Source organism: Methylobacterium sp. WL7 (assembly GCF_008040085.1).
Classification (GTDB): Bacteria; Pseudomonadota; Alphaproteobacteria; order Rhizobiales; family Beijerinckiaceae; genus Methylobacterium; species Methylobacterium mesophilicum.
Genome location: NZ_VRVG01000013.1, coordinates 15592 through 35655, shown reverse-complemented (window position 1 = coordinate 35655; position 20064 = coordinate 15592). Strand labels below are relative to the sequence as shown.

General features: G+C 69.8%; 18 protein-coding genes and 1 other RNA gene. 12 read left to right on the top strand and 7 right to left on the bottom strand.

Going from position 1 to position 20064, the window contains the following annotated elements:
* Window positions 1-17 precede the first annotated feature (17 nt).
* From FV233_RS06000 to FV233_RS05990, 3 genes are all read left to right on the top strand, one after another.
* Window positions 18-425 (top strand): hypothetical protein, encoded by a 408-nt coding sequence (locus tag FV233_RS06000; protein ID WP_147896912.1) that lies wholly within the window; start codon window positions 18-20, stop codon window positions 423-425.
* Between the two features lie 126 nt (window positions 426-551).
* Window positions 552-998 carry a hypothetical protein gene (locus tag FV233_RS05995; RefSeq protein WP_147856855.1) on the top strand — a complete coding sequence of 149 codons (447 nt, stop codon included), beginning with the start codon at window positions 552-554 and terminating at the stop codon, window positions 996-998.
* A gap of 47 nt (window positions 999-1045) precedes the next feature.
* Window positions 1046-1765, top strand: a complete 720-nt coding sequence (locus FV233_RS05990) for a glutathione S-transferase (RefSeq protein ID WP_147896911.1) — start codon at window positions 1046-1048, stop codon at window positions 1763-1765.
* Between the two features lie 9 nt (window positions 1766-1774).
* Here the strand turns inward: FV233_RS05990 and FV233_RS05985 are convergent, their stop codons facing one another.
* Complete coding sequence (locus FV233_RS05985; RefSeq protein ID WP_147896910.1) at window positions 1775-3517, bottom strand: bifunctional protein-serine/threonine kinase/phosphatase; 1743 nt, start codon at window positions 3515-3517, stop codon at window positions 1775-1777.
* On the bottom strand, window positions 3514-5052 hold the full coding sequence (locus FV233_RS05980) for a YifB family Mg chelatase-like AAA ATPase (protein ID WP_147896909.1): 1539 nt from the start codon (window positions 5050-5052) through the stop codon (window positions 3514-3516). The genes FV233_RS05985 and FV233_RS05980 overlap by 4 nt, the downstream gene beginning before the upstream one ends.
* Window positions 5053-5210: 158 nt before the next feature.
* On the opposite strand from FV233_RS05980, the gene FV233_RS05975 reads away from it, so the two are divergent.
* The 4 genes from FV233_RS05975 (at window position 5211) to FV233_RS05960 (ending at window position 7968) form a co-directional block, all read left to right on the top strand.
* Entirely contained in the window at window positions 5211-5471 is a 261-nt protein-coding gene (locus tag FV233_RS05975) for a PepSY domain-containing protein (RefSeq protein WP_147857039.1), read from the top strand.
* A gap of 41 nt (window positions 5472-5512) precedes the next feature.
* Window positions 5513-5611, top strand: an RNA gene (gene ffs, locus FV233_RS05970) — signal recognition particle sRNA small type.
* Between the two features lie 48 nt (window positions 5612-5659).
* Window positions 5660-7564 (top strand): DNA polymerase III subunit gamma/tau, encoded by a 1905-nt coding sequence (locus FV233_RS05965; protein WP_147896908.1) that lies wholly within the window; start codon window positions 5660-5662, stop codon window positions 7562-7564.
* 80 nt (window positions 7565-7644) lie between these two features.
* Window positions 7645-7968, top strand: a complete 324-nt coding sequence (locus tag FV233_RS05960) for a YbaB/EbfC family nucleoid-associated protein (protein WP_007561429.1) — start codon at window positions 7645-7647, stop codon at window positions 7966-7968.
* A 24-nt stretch (window positions 7969-7992) separates the two neighbouring features.
* Here the strand turns inward: FV233_RS05960 and FV233_RS05955 are convergent, their stop codons facing one another.
* Window positions 7993-8895 (bottom strand): DMT family transporter, encoded by a 903-nt coding sequence (locus tag FV233_RS05955; protein WP_147855759.1) that lies wholly within the window; start codon window positions 8893-8895, stop codon window positions 7993-7995.
* Window positions 8896-9034: 139 nt separating this feature from the next.
* Between FV233_RS05955 and FV233_RS05950 the strand changes: the two genes are divergently transcribed.
* Window positions 9035-9499 carry a MarR family transcriptional regulator gene (locus FV233_RS05950; RefSeq protein ID WP_246689917.1) on the top strand — a complete coding sequence of 155 codons (465 nt, stop codon included), beginning with the start codon at window positions 9035-9037 and terminating at the stop codon, window positions 9497-9499.
* A 36-nt stretch (window positions 9500-9535) separates the two neighbouring features.
* Here the strand turns inward: FV233_RS05950 and FV233_RS05945 are convergent, their stop codons facing one another.
* A complete protein-coding gene (locus FV233_RS05945; RefSeq protein WP_147896906.1) occupies window positions 9536-11155 on the bottom strand; it encodes a phosphoenolpyruvate carboxykinase in 1620 nt (539 codons plus the stop codon).
* A 430-nt stretch (window positions 11156-11585) separates the two neighbouring features.
* Here FV233_RS05945 and recR point away from each other — a divergent pair, with 430 nt between their 5' ends.
* From recR to truA, 4 genes are all read left to right on the top strand, one after another.
* The gene (gene recR, locus FV233_RS05940) at window positions 11586-12191 is read left to right on the top strand and encodes a recombination mediator RecR (protein ID WP_147896905.1); all 606 of its coding nucleotides are present in this window, start codon (window positions 11586-11588) and stop codon (window positions 12189-12191) included.
* 143 nt (window positions 12192-12334) lie between these two features.
* Window positions 12335-12850 (top strand): peptide deformylase, encoded by a 516-nt coding sequence (def, locus tag FV233_RS05935; protein WP_147896904.1) that lies wholly within the window; start codon window positions 12335-12337, stop codon window positions 12848-12850.
* Window positions 12851-12855: 5 nt separating this feature from the next.
* On the top strand, window positions 12856-13785 hold the full coding sequence (gene fmt / locus FV233_RS05930) for a methionyl-tRNA formyltransferase (protein ID WP_147896932.1): 930 nt from the start codon (window positions 12856-12858) through the stop codon (window positions 13783-13785).
* Window positions 13785-14537, top strand: coding sequence for a tRNA pseudouridine(38-40) synthase TruA (gene truA, locus FV233_RS05925; protein WP_147854532.1), 753 nt, complete (start codon window positions 13785-13787; stop codon window positions 14535-14537). Before fmt ends, truA begins: the two co-directional genes overlap by 1 nt.
* A gap of 224 nt (window positions 14538-14761) precedes the next feature.
* Here truA and dapE read toward each other — a convergent pair whose 3' ends face one another.
* From dapE to FV233_RS05905, 3 genes are all read right to left on the bottom strand, one after another.
* Window positions 14762-15931 carry a succinyl-diaminopimelate desuccinylase gene (dapE, locus tag FV233_RS05915; RefSeq protein ID WP_147854531.1) on the bottom strand — a complete coding sequence of 390 codons (1170 nt, stop codon included), beginning with the start codon at window positions 15929-15931 and terminating at the stop codon, window positions 14762-14764.
* Window positions 15932-16312: 381 nt separating this feature from the next.
* A complete protein-coding gene (locus FV233_RS05910) occupies window positions 16313-18655 on the bottom strand; it encodes a glycogen debranching N-terminal domain-containing protein (RefSeq protein WP_147854530.1) in 2343 nt (780 codons plus the stop codon).
* A 147-nt stretch (window positions 18656-18802) separates the two neighbouring features.
* A complete protein-coding gene (locus tag FV233_RS05905; protein ID WP_147854529.1) occupies window positions 18803-19933 on the bottom strand; it encodes a glycosyltransferase family 4 protein in 1131 nt (376 codons plus the stop codon).
* Window positions 19934-20064 lie beyond the last annotated feature (131 nt).

Here is a 20064-nt window from a genome sequence, read left to right as displayed (position 1 = left end):
CTGCCCCGATCATCGCCATGAGCCGACACCGTTTCGGGTGCCTGACCGGCGCCGCCCTGATCCTCGGACTCGCGATCCCCGCCGCGGCGACGCCGCGGGCGGTCCGGATCCCGGACCGGTTCGACGGCCCTTACCGGTTCGACGGCACTTGGAGCGTCGAGATCCGCACCGAATCCGGTCCCTGCGACCGGGCCTACCGATACCCGGTGCGCATCGAGCACGGGCAGGCGCGCCTCATGGGGACGGCCTTCGTCGTGCAGGGCAGCGTCGCCCGGAACGGCGTGGTCCGGGGCTCGATCGCCAACGGTCTCGGCACCGCCGACGTCGCCGGCCGGCTCGGCCCGAACGGGTTCGGCGCCGGCACCTGGGCCGCCTCCGGCGCCCTCGCCTGCCGCGGCCGCTGGCGGGCCGAGCGGCGGGGCTGAGCGCGGTCGCGAAATCGTCCGCATCTTGCCCGAGATCGGGCGGACGCAACGTCCCGTCAGCCGCGATCCCGACGCAATCATGAGGGAATGCTGAACGCCATTCGGACACCCGACGAGGCCGCCCGCATGAAGTCCACGATCCTCGCCACCTTCGCCGTTCTCGCGCTGGCATCGACGGCTGAGGCGCGTCCCCACCGCCATCCGGCCGCGCCGGTGGTGAACAAGGCGGAGGCCGAGAAGGTTCTGGGCCCGCTGCGGCAGGCGGCGACGGAATGCTTCGCCGAGACCGTGCTGGCGAACCCGAAGGCGACGGCCGAGGCCCGGGCCGGCCATTGGTACGAGGCGGTGGGCATCACCGGTTTCCTGTGCCGCCCGGAGGTGGCCGCGATGATCCAGGCCCATGACCGGCTCTACGGCGCAAAGACGGGTGAGCGCTACTTCAAGGGCGCCTACGTCAAGCATCTCGACCAGCAGCTCGCCGAGCACCTGCAGCCGATGCTGGCCCACAAGGCGGTCGCCAGCGCCGAGCCGCCGCCCGAGAAGGCGACCGACGGCGACGCCCCGGGCAACTGAGCGGGAACCACGCGCCGGCACCGCGTCTTCCCGCTGAAGGAGACCCGATGCCCTACGAGTTGCATTACTGGCCGATGATCCAGGGGCGCGGCGAGTTCGTCCGCCTCGCCCTCGAAGAGGCCGGTGCCGACTATGTCGACATCGCGCGGCGGGACGACGAGGCCGGCGGCATCGAGCCGATGCTCGACCGCCTCACCGATCCGGGCAATCGCCGACCGCCCTTCGCGCCGCCGTTCCTGCGCGACGGCGATGTCGTGATCGGCCAGAGCACCGCGATCCTGCTCTATCTCGGGCCGCGCCTCGGCCTCGTCGGCGCCTCCGAGGCGGACCGGATCTGGACGCACCAATTGCAGCTCACCATCGCGGATGCGGTGGACGAGGCCCACGACACGCACCATCCCCTCGGGGTCGGCCTGTACTACGCCGACCAGAAGCCGGAGGCCGCGCGCCGGGCCGAAGGGTTCCGCCAGGACCGCATCCCCAAATTCTTCGGGTATTTCGAGCGCGTGCTGGCGGCGAACGGGAGCGAACGCCTGGTCGGATCAAAGCTGTCCTACGCCGACCTATCCCTGTTCCAGCTGGTCGCCGGATTGCGCTACGCCTTCCCGAACGCATCCAATGCTGCCCTGCGCGACACGCCGCATGTCGCCCGGCTGCACGAAGCGGTGGCGCAGCGCCCGCGCATCGCCGCCTACCTGGCGAGCGACCGGCGCATCCCGTTCAACGAGGACGGGATCTTCCGCCGATATCCCGAACTGCACGGTTGACGCTCCGAGTCACCGGGGCGGGTGGGCGATCAGGATGCCGGCCAGCCCGAGTGCGACGAGGCCCAGCACCAGCGACAGAAACCGCCAGAACAGCAGCGGATCGCGCTCCAGCAGCGACGCCCGTCGGGTCTCCGTGAAGGCCGGGTTGGGATACCGGAGATCGTGGACGAATTCCGAGAGCGCCTGGTACCGCCGCGTAGGATCGGGTTGCACGGCCTTCCGGAGCGCCCCATCGACCCAGGCCGGCAACAGCGGCCGGGCATTGCGGGCCGAGACGTAGCGGAGCTTGCGCTGGGCCGCGCGCGTCAACGCCCGGGGCACCCGGTCAGCGTAGGGCAGCCGGCCGGTGAGCATCTGGTAGGCGATCACCCCCATCGCGAAGATGTCGGAACAGGCCGTGGACGGCTCGCCCAGGAAGCATTCCGGCGCCGTGTATTGCACGGTCCCCAGGATCTCGGCCGCATCGAGCCTGGGATCGCCCTCCACCACCCCGGCCACCTTGGTGGCCCCGAAATCGATGACCTGGACGGTGCCGGCTTTGTCGATCAGGACGTTGTCGGGACGCAGATCCTGGTGGACCATCTCTTTTCGGTGGAAGGCCTGCACGCCCTTCGCCAGTTGCTCGACGAGGCCGCGCACCGCCTCCAACTCGGGAGCCGGGTGGTCGCGCATCCACTGGGTCAGGGTCTGACCCTCGACGTAGCGCATGACCGTGTAGAGGTGGCTGCGGCGGCGGGTCTGCGGATGGGCCTTGAGCACGTGCGGGCTGTCGATCCGCCGGGCGATCCACTCCTCCAGGGCGAAGCGCTTGCGCTGGGCCGGGTCGTCGCGCAGATCGAGGGATAGGACCTTCAGCGCGACCGGATCCCCGGTCACCGCGTCGAGCGCCAGGTAGACCCGGCTGCGCGGCCCGGAATGCAGCGTGCGCAGCAGCCGGTAGCCGTCGAAGTCGGCCGGCGGATCGAGCAGGGGTGCCGGATCGAGCCCCTCGACGCCACCGAGCAGGTCGGCCGGCTCGCCCTCCGGCACGGAGTCGATCCGCACGATCTGGACGGTCAGGTTGTCCGGGCTGCCGGCCTCGTGCGCGGCCTCCACGATCGCCCGGGCGGCGCCGTCGAGATCGTCTCCGGCCTCGGCGATCATGGCGGCCACGTCCCGCGGGCGGACATGCTCGTGGACGCCGTCGGTCGTCAGCACGAAGACGTCGCCGGCCTCCAGGCTCGCCGTGTGATAATCGATCTCGACATGCCCACCCGCCCCGAGCGCGCGACCGAGATACGATTCCGCCGCGGAGACCACGACTCTGTGATCCTCGGTGAGTTGCTCCAAGGACCGGCCGGCGACACGCCAGATCCGGGCATCGCCGACATGGAACAGGTGCGCGGTGCGCGCCTTTAGGACAAGCGCATCGAGGGTGGTGACGTAGCCCTTGTCGGCATCGTGCGGGTCGTGCCCGCGCCGTGTCTGCGCGTAGAGCCAGGAATTCGTCGCCGCGATCACCCGCTGCGCCGAGGACTTCACCGACCACGTGTCCGGGGTGGCGTAGTAGTCGCCGAGGAAGCTCTTGACCGCGGTCTCGCTCGCCAGGGCGCCGACCGCGCTGCTGCTGATCCCGTCGGCCAGCGCCACCGCGATCCCTTTGAGGCCGAGCGCCGGCTGCACCGGCACCAGGGCACCGTGGAAATCCTGGTTCGCATCCTTGCGGCCGGCCGCGCTGGCCTGCCCGATCGTGACGGCCAGGTCCGCGCTCACGCGGCCGCCGCGGACGCGTCGCTCCGGCCCCGATAGGACAAGGCCTCGGCCAGGTGCAGCCGGCGCACCTGCGCCTCGCCGTCGAGGTCGGCCAGCGTGCGCGCCACCCGGAGGGTCCGGTGGAAGCCGCGGGCGGAGAGCCGCATGCTCTCGGCCGCCTGCCGGATTAGGGCCGTCCCCTCGGCATCGGGGCTCGCCACCTCCTCGATCAGCGTCGCCGGGCATGTGGCGTTGGTGGTGGCGGCCGGCAGGGCGCGGGCGGCATAGCGCGTCGTCTGGAGCGTGCGGGCTTCGGCGACCCGGGCGGCGGCCTCGCGGGAGCCCTCGGCCGGCGGCGGCAGGATCAGGTCGGCGGCCGTGACCGCCGGGACCTCGATGCGCAGGTCGATCCGGTCGAGCATCGGCCCGGAGATCCGGGACTGGTACTGCGCCATGCAGCGCGCGTTCGGCCCGCGCCGGCAGGCATAGCCCGGCTCCAAGCCTTGCCCGCAGCGGCACGGGTTCATGGCCGCCACGAGCTGGAAGCGCGCCGGGTAGGTCACCCGGTGGTTCGCCCGGGCGATCATCACCTCCCCGGTCTCCATCGGCTGGCGCAGGCTGTCGAGCGCCTGCGGGTTGAACTCGGGCAATTCGTCCAGGAACAGCACGCCGCCATGGGCGAGCGACACCTCCCCGGGTCGCGCGCCGAGACCGCCGCCGACCAAGGCCGCCATCGAGGCGGAATGATGCGGCTGCCGGAACGGCCGGCGGTTCGAGAGCGCGCCGCCCTTCAGCTGGCCCGCCACCGACTGGATCATGGAGATGTCGAGCAATTCCCGCGGCGTCAGCGGCGGCAGGATCGACGGCAGACGGGCGGCGAGCATCGACTTTCCGGAGCCGGGCGGCCCGTTCATCAGAAGGTTGTGACCGCCCGCCGCCGCAATCTCCAGGGCCCGCTTGGCCCCCTCCTGACCCTTGATATCGGAGAGATCCGGCAGCGGTCCGGCCAGGCTGGCCACGGACGGTTCCGGCCGGGCCATGACCTGGCTGCCCTTGAAGTGGTTGGCGAGCTGGATCAGCGAGCGCGGGGCGAGCACGTCGAGATCGCCACCCGCCCAGGCCGCCTCGGACCCGGTCGCGGCCGGGCAGATCAGCCCGAGGCCGCGCGCCCCCGCCGCGATGGCGGCCGGCAGCACGCCGTTCACCGCCGTGATGCTGCCGTCCAAAGCCAGCTCGCCGAGCCCGCAATAGCCCCCCAACGCGTCGGCTGGGATCGCCCCGATCGCCGCCATGACGCCGAGCGCGATCGGGAGGTCGTAGTGCGAGCCTTCCTTCGGCAAGTCGGCCGGGGCGAGGTTGACGGTGATGCGCTTGGCCGGCAGCGCAAGACCCGAGGCGATCAGCGCGCCACGCACCCGCTCGCGCGATTCGGCCACCGCCTTGTCGGGCAGGCCGACCACGTTGAAGACGACGTTGCCCGGGATGATCTGGACCTGCACGTCCACGGCCCGGGCCTCGATCCCCTCGAACGCCACGGTGGCGACGCGTGTGACCATAGGTCGGCAGTCCTGGGCCCCGGCGCCGGAGCGGCGCGACGGGCAACCTTAGCTGTGCGGGAAAATCGAAGCGGCCTCAAGAGGATCGCGGTCAGGCCGGAACCTCGGCGTCCTCTTCCTGTTCAAAGCCGGCACGCAACGAAGACACGGAGCCCCTCATGCGCCTCGCCGCCCCCTTCCTCGCCCTCACCCTGGCCGCCGGCCTCACCAGCGTCGCCCGGGCCGACGAGAAGCTGCCGCCCGACCAGCAGGCCAAGGTCGAGGCCGTGCTCCGCCAGGAGGGCTTCACCAAGTGGAAGGAGATCGAACTCGACGACGGCATGATCGAGGTGGACGACGCCATCGACGCCAGCGGCAAGCAGTTCGACCTGAAGCTCGATCCCAAGACCCTTGCTGTGGTCAAGCGCAAGGCCGAGTAGCCGGCGCTTGCGTTCGGCAAAGAGCCCGGCCATATAGCCGGCGGGGGGTTGGCGAGGGACGTTTCACTCGCCAACCGGGTCAGGTCCGGAAGGAAGCAGCCCTAACGAGACCGAGCGGGTCTTCGTCCAGCCTCCCACCTTATTTCTTGCCTCGTTTCTTGGCGCTCGGCAGCCCGACCCGATACGGCATGGACGCTACGACCGGCACGCCTGACGACGAGCCGGGCCTGCCCGGGTTCGCGAGCCCCGCTGGCGCGGTGACGCCCTATCGGGTGCTCGCGCGGAAATACCGCCCGACCAATTTCGGCGACCTGATCGGCCAGGACGCGATGGTCCGGACACTGGCCAACGGGTTCTCGGCCAACCGCATACCGCAGGCGTGGATGCTGACCGGCGTGCGCGGGGTCGGCAAGACCACCACCGCCCGCATCCTCGCCCGCGGCCTCAACTACGCCCGCGCCGGAGTTCCCGATACCGGCCCGACCGTGTCGATGCCGGAACTCGGCCTGCACTGCGCCGCGATCATGGAATCCCGGCACATGGACGTGCTGGAGATGGATGCCGCCTCGCATACCGGCATCGACGACGTGCGCGCGATCATCGACGGCATCCGCTACGGACCGGTCTCGGCGCGCTACAAGGTCTACATCGTGGACGAGGTCCACATGCTGTCCGAGAAGGCGTTCAACGCCTTCCTGAAGACGCTCGAGGAGCCGCCGCCCCACGCCAAGTTCGTGTTCGCCACCACGGAGATCCGCAAGGTCCCGGTGACGATCCTGTCGCGCTGCCAGCGGTTCGACCTGCGCCGGGTCGAGGCGCCGGTCCTGCACGCCCATCTCGCCAAGGTCTGCGCGGCGGAAAAAGTCGAGGCCGAGGAGGAGGCGCTGGGCGCCATCGTGCGGGCCGCCGAGGGCTCGGTCCGCGATGCGCTCTCGCTGCTCGACCAGGCCATCGCACACGGCGCCGGCGCGGTCACGGCCCAGAGCGTGCGCGACATGCTCGGGCTCGCCGACCGGGCGCGCATCCTCGACCTGTTCGAGGCGGTGATGCGCGGCTCGGTGCCGGCGGCCTTTGCGGAGCTGCGGGCCCAGTACGATTCCGGCGCCGACCCGTCGGTGGTACTGTCCGACCTCGCGGCCTTCACCCACCTCGTGACCCGCCTCAAGGCCGTGCCGGAGACCGCCTCCGACCCGACGCTCAGCGAGACCGAGCGGGTCCGCGGCGGTCAGTTCGCGGAACAGCTCTCGATCCGCGCCCTGTCGCGGGCCTGGCAGATCCTGCTCAAGGCGATCCCCGAGGTCCAGGCCGCGCCCCGCCCCCTGGCGGCGGCCGAGATGGCGATCGTCCGCCTGGCCTACGCGGCCGACCTGCCGACACCGGACGAGGCCCTGCGCCAGCTCAAGGCCGAGGCTGCGGCGGCACCGGCCGAGGAGGCACCGCCATCCTCCGGCCGTCCGCCCCTGCCGCCGATCCCCGACCTGCGTGGCGGCGGACAGACGGCGGCGGCCGTCGCTTCCCGCCCCATGCCGGTCTCCGCACCGATGGCGGCGCCCGCTGCCGCCCCAATGGCGGCCCCCATTGCAGCGCCGGTGGCGAGGGCGGCTCCCTCCGTCATGGCCGCCCCGGCCGAGCGGCCGGCTGCTCCGCCCGCGCCGCGGCTGGCCCGCTACGAGGACGTGGTGGCGCTGGCCGACGCCAACCGCGACATCCTGCTGAAGACCGCGCTGGAGCGCGACGTCCACCTCGTACGCTTCGAGGAAGGGCGGATCGAGTTCGCCCTCGCCCCGGGCGGCCGGGCGACGCTCGCCACCGATATCGCCGCCGCGATCCTGCGCTGGACCGGCCAGCGCTGGGTCGTCGCGGTCTCGAAGGAGGCCGGCGCCCCGACCCTCGACGCCGCCGTGAAGGCCGCGACAGAGACCCGCCGCGAGAATGCCGCCGCCGACCCGTTCGTTCGTGAGGTGCTGACCCGCTTCCCCGGCGCGGAGATCGTGGATGTGCGGGAGACCGCGCCGCTCCCCTCACCCCATCAGGAGATCCCGGGGGACGGCGATCCGGTGCCGGCGGACGAGGCCCCGGACGACGACTTCTGACACGCAGGCGCCGCCGCACATGGCGGCGAGCCGACGCGATACCCAACTAGACTGACCGAGACACCACACGAGAGAGCTGCATGCGCGACCTGATGGGCATCATGAAGCAGGCTCAGGCCATGCAGGAGAAGATGGGCTCCCTGCAGGCCGAGCTCGACGAGATCGAGGTAACCGGCGCCTCGGGCGGCGGCTCCGTGCGGGTGACCATGTCCGCCAAGGGCCAGATGAAGGGCGTCAGCATCGACCCGTCCCTGATGGTCGCCGACGAGCGCGAGATCCTCGAAGACCTGATCGTGGCCGCCTGCAACGACGCCCGCGGCAAGGCCGAGGCGACTATGCAGGAGCGGATGGCAGAGTTGACCAAGGGCCTGCCCCTGCCGCCCGGCATGAAGCTGCCGTTCTAGGAGCGGGCTCAAGCTGCGTCCGCCTCACCGCGGCCGGCGGCTCACCAGGACGATCCCGGCCAGGATGAGCGGAATCGCCAGCGCGAGGATCGGCGGCACGCTCTCGCCCAAAAGCACAACGGCGAGCCCCTTGCCGGTGATCGCCCCGATCCAGCCGATCTGGCTCAGCCCGACCGGGCCGCTGCGCTTCTGCAAGACGAAGAACAGCGCGTAGGTCCCGGCGATGATCGCCGCCTGGAGGGGCAGCAGGCCGGCTGTGTGGACGGAAGTTGCCGCCAGGAGCGGGATCTTGGAGATCACCGCGTAGGCGCCGACGATCGCCGCGGCGATCAGCACCATGACCGGCGCCAGCAGCCGCGGCGGCGCGTCGGCGGGCCATGCCACCGTGCGATAGATGTTGCCGGCTGCGACGCTGACCGGCGCCGCGAGCGCGAGCGCAGTCCAGAGCCCGCCTCCCTCGGCTCCGGTCAGGCGTGAGGCGGCGAACAGCATCGCGCCCCCGAGTCCCAGCGCCATGCCGGCCAGCCCCTGAACCGACAGCCGATCCATCCCCAGGACCAGGGCGAGGCCGTAGGTCAGCAAGGGCGGGAAGGCGAGGCAGAGCGCCACGAAGCCGGAGCCGACATGCGGGATTGCCGCGAAGGACAGGATGTTGGGCAGCGCGAAGCTCAAAAGTCCGGCCTGCAGCCCGTAGCGCAGGAGCGCGGGCGACGGCGTCAACCTCTCACCAGCCGCCAGGGCGAGGATGGCCAGGATCAGCCCGCCGCCGAGCGCCGACCAGAACAGGAACGCGATCGGCGGCCAGCCCAGCCCGGCGGCGAGACCGGCCACGACGGTCGTCAGGCCCAACAACGACCCGGTGAACAGGAGCAGGAGGTGAGCCGACACCGCAATGTGACCCATGGTGGTTTGGACCGGCAGAGCCATCGCCTCCTCCATCCGCAGCGGTGATTCCCACACGATTGCCCGTGCGATTCTCTCAGCCTAAAATCTCGATGGGAAGTATCTTGACGTCAAGATATCTAGGCAAAGGGGAGGGCGTGTGACGGACCGTGCGGCGCAGGCCGTGGCGCAGTGGCGGCGCGAGCGGCCCGACATCGAGGCCTTCCCCATGGAGGTCCTGGGGCGGCTGACGGAGCTGGCGCAGCTTGTGGTGCGGGACCGGCTCAATCCGGTCTTCGCCGAGTTCGGCCTGCAGCAAGGCGAGTTCGACGTGGTCGCGACCTTGCGGCGGTCCGGCGCGCCTTATGCGCTGACGCCGACGGCCCTGTGCGACGCGGCGATGATCTCGTCGGGCGGGATGACCGCGCGGATCGACCGCCTGGAGAAGGCCGGTCTGATCGCGCGGCGAAAACATCCGACGGACCGGCGCGGGACGCTGGTGGCGCTGACGGATGAGGGAAAAAAGCTGATCGACGCCCTGCTGCCGGTCCATGTCGAGACCGAGCGCAGGGTCCTGGCCGTCCTGACGGATGGCCAGCAGCGCACGCTGAACGCGCTGCTGGCGAAGTTGCTGAGCGGGCTCGGGTGAACGGGCGGCAGCGGCAACCGCCGCCCGATCCGCGTCTTAGGCGGCGATGGCCTGCGCGGTCGGCCCGGCGGCGCGCACGTCGGAATCGACGTGGGCCTCGAAGCGCTTGAAGTTGTCGTCGAACATCTTCACCAGCCGCGCCGCCGTCTCGACGAAGGCGCTCTTGTTGCCCCAGGTCTTGACCGGGGTGAGGATGTCCGCTTCGACGCCCGGGACCGAGACCGGAACCGCGAAGCCGAAATACGGGTCGCGGCGGAACTCCGCCTGGGCGAGAGACCCGTCGAGGGCCCCGGCGAGCAGGCGGCGGGTGACGCGGATCGGCATGCGCCGGCCGGTGCCGACGCCGCCGCCGGTCCAGCCGGTGTTGACCAGCCAGCAATCGACCTCGTGCTTGGCGATCAGGTCGCGCAGCAGGTTGCCATAGGCGCTCGGGTGCCGGGGCATGAACGGCGCGCCGAAGCAGGTCGAGAACGTCGCCTCCGGCCCGGTGAGTCCGCGTTCGGTGCCGGCGACCTTGGCGGTGTAGCCCGACAGGAAGTGGTACATCGCCTCGGCGCCGGTGAGCTTGGCGATCGGGGGCATCACCCCGAAGGCGTCGCAGGTCAGCATCACGATGTTCTTCGGATGCCCGGCCCGGCCGGTGGCGCTGGCGTTGGCGATGAAGTCGAGCGGGTAGGCGCAGCGGGTGTTCTCGGTGAGCGACCCGTCGTCGAAATCCGGCACGCGGCTGACCGGATCGATCACCACGTTCTCCATCACGGTGCCGAAGCGCTCCGTGGTGGCGTAGATCTCGGGCTCGGCATTGCGCGAGAGGCGGATCGTCTTGGCGTAGCAGCCGCCCTCGAAGTTGAAGATGCCCTCGTCCGACCAGCCGTGCTCGTCGTCGCCGAGCAGCTGGCGCGAGGAATCGTTCGACAGGGTGGTCTTGCCGGTGCCCGACAGGCCGAAGAAAATCGCCGAGCCGCCCTCGGCGTCGAGCGCGGCGTTGGCCGAGCAGTGCATCGGCATCACGTTCTGGCCGGGCAGGATGTAGTTCAGGTAGGTGAAGACCGACTTCTTCATCTCGCCCGCGTAGGCCGAGCCGCCGATCAGCACGAGCTTCTTGGAAAAGTCGATGGCGATCACGGTCTTGGACCGGCAGCCGTGCCGGGCTGGATCCGCCTGGAAGCTCGGCAGGTCGATGATCGTCAGGTCCGGTACGTAGGACGCGATCTCGGAGCGGTCCGGCCGGATCAGCAGGTTGCGGATGAATAGCGAGTGCCAGGCGAACTCGGTGAACACCCGGGCCTTGACCCGGTGGGCCGGGTCGGCGCCGCCGTAGAGGTCCTGGGCGAACAGCTCCTTGCCCTCGGCATGCTTGAGGAAGTCCCGGTGCAGGACCGCGAACTGCTCCGGCGTGATCGCGCCGTTGTTCTCCCACCAGATCTCGTTCTCGGTGCTGGCATCGCGCACCACGAACTTGTCCTTGGGCGAGCGGCCGGTATGGCTGCCGGTGGTCGCCACGAAGGCGCCGCCGCGGGCGAGCTGGCCCTCCTTGCGGGCGAGCGCCTCCTCGTAGAGGCGCGGGGCCTCGAAATTCCAGTGGACGGCCTTCAGCGCGCGGAAGCCGGCCGCGTCGGCATCGTGGGCCGCGTTGTGATCACCGATGTTGGTCAAGAGCGTGTCTCCCGGGGCCCCTGTTCGTGCCGTCGACGCGACAAGACCGGACGCCAGGGGCGTCCGGGACTAACCCGGGAGACGTCCGTGCGGGCGTACAGGACCGCCGCACGCTGGATCACCGTTCCCCGGTTGCTCGCCCCCATACTGGATAGGCGGCCAAGCGTTGCCGTCTTACTGGGTGTTGCTGAGCGCCCGCAACATCATGGAGCGTGTTTGACCACAGTGCTGATCGCAAGTGGCGCCTAGTGTAACCCATTGCTGCTCGGTATTCTTAATTTGGGTCGGAGCAGAACGCGTCGGGAATACCCATATCCTGGGTGGGCTGAGATGCGCCCTTGCGCGTTGCCCGGTGGCGGCTATGCCCTGCCGGACGTTTCGACGTCCCGACCTTCGAAATTCCCACCGTTGATCCCCGCCAAGAGGCATGATGCCCCAAGCCGTCGCCGGCCCCGAGATCGAACGCCTGATCCAGCTTCTGTCCCGGATGCCGGGTCTCGGACCGCGTTCCGCGCGCAGGGCCGCGCTCCAGCTGATCAAGAAGCGCGAGACGCTGCTCGCCCCGCTGGCCGACGCCATGCGGGTGGCGGCGGAGCGCATCGTGGTGTGCACGAGTTGCGGCAACGTCGATACCTCCGAGCCGTGCACGATCTGCCAGGACACCGAGCGCGATCCCACGACCCTGGTGGTGGTGGAGGACGTATCGGACCTCTGGGCGCTCGAGCGGTCCGGGGCGGTCAAGTCGCGCTACCACGTGCTCGGCGGCGTCCTCTCAGCGCTCGACGGCGTGCGGCCCGAGCACCTGAACCTGGCCAGCCTCGTGGAGCGCGCGGCCGATCCCGCCGTCAAGGAGATCATCCTGGCGCTGAACGCCACCGTCGACGGCCAGACCACCGCCCACTACGTCACCGAGTCGATCCGACACCTCGACCGTAAGGTGACGCGGCTGGCCCACGGCGTCCCCGTCGGCGGCGAGCTGGATTACCTCGACGAGGGCACGCTCACCGCGGCGATCCGCAGCCGCACGGCGTTCTGAGCTGAGCCGGTAGCGCGGACCGCGCGGCAACCCTTGATAGGGGTGGGTCGGAGCATCGGAATTTGACCGGCCCCGACCCACGCCATATTGCCTCGGGATCCCCGGGGCACAGGTTCGATGCGCGCCCCCTGCCGGTTTCCGCCATGACCATCCGTCCGCTCGTCATCCTCCCCGACGCCGTCCTGCGCCGCGTCTCCGATCCGGTCGGGCCGATCACGCCCGAGATCCGCACGCTCGTCGCCGACATGTTCGAGACGATGTACGACGCGCCGGGCGTCGGGCTGGCGGCGATCCAGGTCGGCGTCGCCAAGCGGGTCGTGACCATCGACACCTCGAAGGAAGAGGGCGTGCGCGACGCGCGTGTGTTCATCGATCCGGAGATCGTCTGGGCCTCGGCGGAGAAGCGGATCTACGACGAGGGCTGTCTGTCGATCCCGGAATACTACGCCGAGGTCGAGCGGCCCGACCGGGTCCGGGTGAAGTTCCGCGATATCGAGGGTACGGTGCAGGAGATCGAGGCCGACGGCCTGCTGGCGACCTGCATCCAGCACGAGATAGATCACCTGAACGGCGTGCTGTTCATCGACCACATCTCGAAGCTGAAGCGCGACCGGGTGATCAAGCGCTTCACCAAGGCGGCCAAGCGCGACGCGGCGTGACCGCCATGCGCATCGTCTTCATGGGCACGCCGGATTTCGCGGTGCCGACGCTCGCTCGAATCGCGCAGGACGGCCACCAGATCGCCGCAGTCTACACCCGGGCCCCGGCCAAGGCCGGCCGCGGCATGAACCTGCGCCCCTCGCCGGTCCACGCGTTCGCGGACACGCTCGGGATCCCGGTGCTGACACCGGGGACCTTGCGGACGCCGGAGGCCGCCGAGACCTTCGCCGGGCACGCGACCGACGTCGCCGTGGTGGTCGCCTACGGCATGCTGCTGCCCCAGGCGATCCTCGACTTGCCCCGGCATGGATGCCTGAACCTGCACGGATCGCTTCTGCCGCGCTGGCGCGGTGCCGCGCCGATCCAGCGCGCCGTGATGGCTGGCGATGCCGAGAGCGGCGTCGGGGTCATGCGCATGGAGCTTGGGCTCGATACCGGACCGGTGGCCCTGGAGGCGCGGGTCCCGATCACGCCGGGCATGACCGCCGGCGCGTTGCACGACGCGCTGATGCCGGTGGGCGCCGCGTTGATGTCCGAGGCCCTGGAACGCCTGGGCCGCGGCGACCTGACCTTCACGCCGCAATCCACTGAGGGCGTGGTCTACGCGCACAAGATCGGCAACGACGAGGCGCGGATCGACTGGTCGCGTCCGGCCGGGCAGGTGGCGAACCACGTCAACGGCCTGTCGCCCTTCCCCGGTGCGTTCTTCGAGCTCGATCTCGGCAAGGGGCCCGAGCGGGTGAAGGTGCTCCGGGCGTCGGCAGCAGAGGGCGCCGGTGCGCCGGGGACGCTCCTAGACGCGGAGGGCCTGGTCGCCTGCGGCGCGGGCGCGATCCGGCTGCTGGAACTGCGGCGGGCCGGCAAGGGCGGCAGCGCCAGCGGGGCGGAGTTCGTGCGCGGCGCGCGCATCGCGCCCGGCACGCGTCTCGGCTGATGCCCCGCTACAAGCTCGTCATCGAATACGACGGCACGCCGTTCTGCGGCTGGCAGCGCCAGACCGCGGCGCCCACGGTCCAGGGGGCGATCGAGGCGGCGGTGACCCGCTTCTCCGGCGAGCAATCCCGGTTGACCTGCGCCGGCCGGACCGATGCCGGGGTGCACGCCATCCATCAGGTCGCCCATCTCGACCTCGTCAAGGATTGGCGGGCCGACACGGTGCGGGATGCGCTGAACGCCCACCTGCGCCCCCGGCCGGTGGCGATCCTCTCGGCCGAGATCGTCCCGACGAGCTTCGATGCGCGTTACTCCGCGATCCGCCGGCACTACCGCTATCGGATCCTCAACCGCCGCAGCCCCGCCGCGCTCACCCGCGCCCATGTCTGGCAGGTGCCCTGGCCGCTCGATCCGGACGCGATGGACCGCGCCGCGCAGCGCCTCGTCGGCCTGCACGACTTCTCCGCGTTCCGTGCCGCCGAATGCCAGGCCAACAGCCCGATCCGGACCCTGGAACGGCTCGACGTCGCCCGCACGACGATGGCGTTGCACGAGGAGATCGTGGTGACGACCTGCGCGCGCTCGTTCCTGCACCATCAGGTCCGGGCCATGGTCGGAACGCTGATGCTCGCCGGCTGCGGCCGGCTCTCGGCCGACGACGTCGCCGACATCCTGGCCTCCGGCGAGAAGCGCCGGTGCGGGCCGCTCGCGCCGGCCGCCGGGTTGACGTTCGTGGGGGTGGATTACGCCTGACCGCGTATTCGAAATCGCGATTTCCGGCGGAAGACGGTTCGTGGCAACGGGGATCCTATCTCTCCCTTATCCTTAGGTGCCGGAGCGAAGCGGAGGCCTCGGAGGAGTCCTCCCGGGATCGCCGAGCCATCTGAAGGGCTCCTTCGAGGCCCGATGGCGCAATCAGGTCAGGATGAGGGCGGGATGGGAAGCCGGATCGGACCGGATCGGAACGCGCCGTCCGATCAGTCCTGTGCCGAAAAATACGCCTCCAGCACCCGTTCGTAGATTGCCGTCAGGCGGTCGAGATCCGCCACGGCCACGCATTCATCCACTTGGTGCATGGTCTCGCCAACGAGGCCAAACTCGATCACCGGGCAGGCATCCTTGATGAAGCGGGCATCGGAGGTGCCGCCGGTGGTCGACAGGGCGGGCGTCAGGCCGGTCTCGGCCCGGATCGCCTCGGAGACGAGATCCACGAAGGCGTCCGGCCGGGTCAGGAAGGCGGGTGCGTTCGAGGGCTGCAGGTCCAGGCTGAAGCGGATCGCGTTGCCGGCGGCCTGCTCCAGCCGCCCGCGGAGTTCGGCGCCCAGACTCTCCGCGGTCCAGTCGTCGTTGAACCGGACGTTGAAGGTCGCCCGGGCGGTCGCCGGGATCACGTTGGTGGCCGGGTTGCCGACGTCGATCGTCGTGAATTCGAGGTTCGAGGCGTCGAAATGCGCCGTGCCGCCGTCGAGCGGCTCCGCGACGAGCGCCGAGGCGAGCCGCAGCAGCCCGGGGATCGGATTCTCGGCCTTGTGCGGGTAGGCGACGTGGCCCTGGCGGCCCAGCACGGTCAGCTTGCCGGTGAGCGAGCCCCGGCGGCCGATCTTGATCATCTCGCCGAGCCGTCCCGGATTGGTCGGCTCGCCGAGCAGGCAATGGTCGAAGCGCTCGCCCCGGGCACGGGCCCAGTCGAGCAGCTTCACCGTACCGTTGACCGCCGGCCCCTCCTCGTCGCCGGTGATCAGGAAGGCAATGGAGCCGGCAAAGTCGCTGCCCCTGCGGCCCAGGAACGCCAGGGTCGCGGCCAGCATGCAGGCGATGCCGCCCTTCATGTCGGCGGCGCCGCGGCCGTAGAGCATGCCGTCCGCCACCGCCCCGTCGAACGGTCCGTGGCGCCAGGCCCCGTCGCCTTCCGGCACCACGTCGGTGTGGCCGGCGAACACGAGGCAGGGGCCGCGCGTGCCGATGCGCGCGTACAGGTTTGGCGTATCGGGATAGCCCGGCTCGGCGAAGACCGGGCGCTCCACCGAAAAGCCCGCTCCGCTCAATGCCTGCGCCACGATATCGAGGGCGCCGCGATCCTCAGGCGTCACGGAGGGACAGCGGATCAGCGCCTGAGCGAGCGACAGAGCGGATTGAGCGGCCGGCATGGGGCGTGTCCCGGGACGGATGGGCTGACGTTGCCCCTTACACCAAGTCGGGCGGTCCGCAGACGGGAGACCGACGAGAAGCTATCATCCGAGAACATTGCCGTTCGCGCAGCGCCTTTTCCCGGGCGTATGCAGCAGCAGCGGAATGCGATCCGGGACCCAGCACGAAGACCCGCGAAGCGTCCGCTAAATCATTCATTGTTGCCGCCTCGCGGCGCGTCCCCCTCCGGGGTCCCGGAGCACATTCCACTGACGGTCCAGGCGTCCGGGAAGGGGCGTGTCAGCTGTCCCGTCCTCGACCTGCCATGAACAAAGCCTAACGTCGGCTGCAAGCCAGCCGCCGCGGCGCCGTCACCGGGCCGCGGCGACTGGCGGGCCCGCCTACTTCGTCACGATCAGCTGCACGTCGCCGTGGCGGCGCAGCACCGAGACCGTGACGTCGTCGTCGTAGCGCTGGAACCGGATGTCCAGGCGCGAGTGACCCAGCTTGACGTTGTAGAGCGTCACGCCGTCGAGGAATCCGGGCAGGACCGGATTCTTCAACCGGACGCTGTTGCGGTCGTGGTCGAGTTCCAGGCCCAGGCAGGCGGCCAGGAACGCGAAGGGCGCTGCCGCGGCCCAGGCCTGCGGGCTGCAGGCCACCGGGTACGCCACGGGACCGCGCTGGCGCCGGCGCATGAAGCCGCAGAACAGTTCCGGCAGCCGCTTCTGGTCCTGGTAGAGCGAGGTGTCGAACATCCCCTGGAAGATGCGCGCCGCCTCGTGCTTGCGGTCGTAGCGGGCCAGCCCCATCGCGATCAGGGCGTTGTCGTGCGGCCAGATCGAGCCGTTGTGGTACGACATCGGGTTGTAGCGCGCCTCGCCCTTGGCGATGGTGCGCACGCCCCAGCCGTTGAAGCCGTCCTTGCCCAGGAGGGTCTCGGCGACCCGGGCGGCCCGCTCCGGCTTGGCGATTCCGGTGAACAGGGCGTGCCCGGCGTTCGACGAGCGCACGGCGCACTGCTTCTTGGAGCCGTCCAGCGCCAGCGCGTAGGTGCCGATCTCCTCGTTCCAGAACGCGGCGTCGAAGCGTTCGCGCAGGGCGGTGGCTTCCTGCGACAGGCGCTCGGCCATCGGATCGTGCCCGAGCAGCGCCGCGAGCTTGGCCATGCCGTTCTTGGCGGCGTAGACGTAGCCCTGCACCTCGCACAGCGCGATCGGGCCCTTGGCGAGTTGGCCATCGGTGTGGAAGATCGAATCGTGGCTGTCCTTCCAGCCCTGGTTCTCGAGGCCTTTGTCGGTGTCGCGGGCGTATTCGACGAAGCCGTCGCCGTCGCGGTCGCCGTACCGGTCCATCCATTCGAGGGCGAGTTCCAGGGATGGCCAGATCGCCTTGATGGTCTCGAGGTCACCCGTGACCGCGTAGTACTCCCAGGCGAGCATCACGAAGAGCGGCGTGCCGTCGATGGTGCCGTAGTAATGGCGGAACGGCACTTCGCCGAGCATCGCCATCTCGCCCCGGCGGGTCTCGTGCAGCACCTTGCCGGGCTGGGCGTCGGCGGCAGGGTCGACCGCCCGGGCCTGGGTCGCGGCGAGGTAGCGCAGGACGCCGCGGCCGAACTTCGGATCGATCCACAGCGCCATCATGGCGGTGATGATGCCGTCGCGGCCGAACACCGTGGAATACCAGGGGATGCCGGCGAACGGGTAGATCCCCTCCGGCGTGCGGCTCGCCAGCATGTAGAGGTCGGCCGTGGCCCGGCACAGGCCCTCGTTGAACTGGTCGTTCGACGAGATGATCGTGGTGATCCCCGCCGTCAGCTCGCGCAGGTCCCGACGCGAATCGCGATAGGCCCGGGCGAAGATCATGCCCTCGGCGAGGTCCTTCGGCTCGCGACGGGCGCCGCCGACATTGGCCGCCAGGGTCAGCTTGGCGGCCGCGTCCTCGCCGACCATCTCGGCGCCCGGGGGCTTCGTGAAGGCCCGGTGTGCCTCGAAGGCCACGCGGATGAACAGGGAGGCACGGCCCTCCGGCGGCAGGGACACGTCGAAGGCCACGCGGCCCGGCTCGATCACGTCCGGCTTCGGGCCGAAGTGGAGGGAGGTCGTGCGCACGATCTCATCGAGCCCGACATAGCGGAACTGCACCTCCCGGTCGCTCGCCACCAGGACGCCGCGCTTGCCGCGCTCCTTGCGGTCCGTCCCGCGCACCTCGAACAGGTCGCGGTAATCGGCATCGAACGTGATGGCGATGCGCAGGCGGCGATGCTTGGAATCGAACGAGCGCAGGCCGATGCGGTCGTAGCAGGCGCCCCGGAACAGGAACTTGGTGCGCTCGATCGCGATGGTCTCGCGCGGGATCGAGGTCTCGTCGTGGGCGTCGAGGCGGATGTCGGGCGTCGTCATGTCGACGCTGAGAGCGCCGTTGTCGTCCTGCATCACCGAGGACAGCATCAGCGGACGCTGGCCCTCCACCGTGAGTTCCAGGCGGGACAGGTACCGGGTGTCCTGAAAGTACAGGCCCTCCGGTCCGGGCTGGACGCCGATATCCCCGTAGGAATCCAGGACGCCGAACGCCTCGCCGAACTTCAGGGCCCGCAGCGGGCGCTCGACCAGCGAGGTGTGAGCCTCGATGTGGTAGGTCGGCAGCACATCGTCAGCGTCCTGGAAGCCAGGGGCTACCGAGACGGTGCCGCCCTGTGTCCGCGCGGTCGCGTCGTGGGCCGCCGTATTCTCCGCCGCCATGCAGAACGTCTCCGAGTGCGTGTGAGGGTACGAATCGAGAGGGCCGCCGCATCAACGCTGATGCGGCGGCCCTCGTGACCATTCGGATGAGGCGCCTTTACGACGCTAGGCCGGGCTGGCCGTCTCTCGCAAGCCCGATGCCGGATCTTAGGCCGGCATCGCGGCGACCGAGATGGCCGGACGCGCGGAGCCGTTGACGTCGCCGTAATGCGGCTGGAACCCGGACTTCTGCATCTGGATCACGTCGGCGCCCCGGGACAGGAGCTCCTCGTAGGCGGCGACGTACTTCTTGACCATGCACTCGGCCGTGAACTGGCTCTCGAAATGGCGGCGCACGCCCTCGCGGCTCATGGTCTTGACCTTGGCCACCGCGTTCACCGCGTCGTCCATGGTCTCGCACAGCACGCCGCTGACGCCGTCCTTGATCACCTCCGGCACGGAGCCGTTGCGGAACGCGATCACCGGCGTGCCGGCCGACATCGCCTCGATCATGACCAGGCCGAAGGGCTCCGGCCAATCGATCGGGAAGGCAAGCGCCAGGGCGTTGCCAAGGAACGCCTTCTTCTGCTCCTCATTGATCTCGCCGATGTACTCGACGAGCGGGTGATGGGTCATCGGCTCGATGACCTCGTCCCAGTAATCCTGGTCCGCCTTATCGACCTTGGCGGCGATCTTGAGCGGCGTGCCCGAGCGGATCGCCATCTCGATGGCACGGTCGGGGCGCTTCTCAGGGGAGATGCGGCCCAGGAACGCCAGGTAGCCGCCCGCAGCATCGGGGGTGTAGGGGCAATTCTGCGACGGCAGGCCGTGATGGATCGTCGCCAGCCAGTTGACGTTCGGCGGCATCGGCTCGCGCTGGTTGTCGGAGATCGACACGAGCGGCATGCCGGTGAACGTGCGGTAGACGGGCATGAAGTCCGGCACGTCGAGCCGACCGTGCATCGTGGTGATGCACTTGTGGTTCAGATCCTCGAACATCGGATACTGGAGCAGGTCGATGTGGAAGTGCAGGATATCGAACTCGTGCGCCCGGCGATGGACCTGATGCAGCATGGCCAGGTGGCTGGCGGTGTGATCCCGGTAGCCGAGCAGGCGCAGGCCCTCGGGCGTGCAGGCGGCGAGCTTGGCCGACGTCTCCGAATCGCCGCTGGCGAACAGGGTGACGTCGTGGCCCTGGCGGACCAGTTCTTCCGTGATCCAGCTGACGACGCGCTCGGTGCCGCCGTAGAACTTCGGAGGGACGGCCTCCGACAACGGAGCGATTTGGGCAATGCGCACGAAGTGTCTCCTGGTTGGCCGACTTTGACGAGAGGTCTAACTCTGACGGCCTGAGCGGGACATGAATGAAACCGACGGCCAAGGTTATGGTTCCTGCGCCTGCAGGTTGTCTCGATAACTTTTGTGCAGCG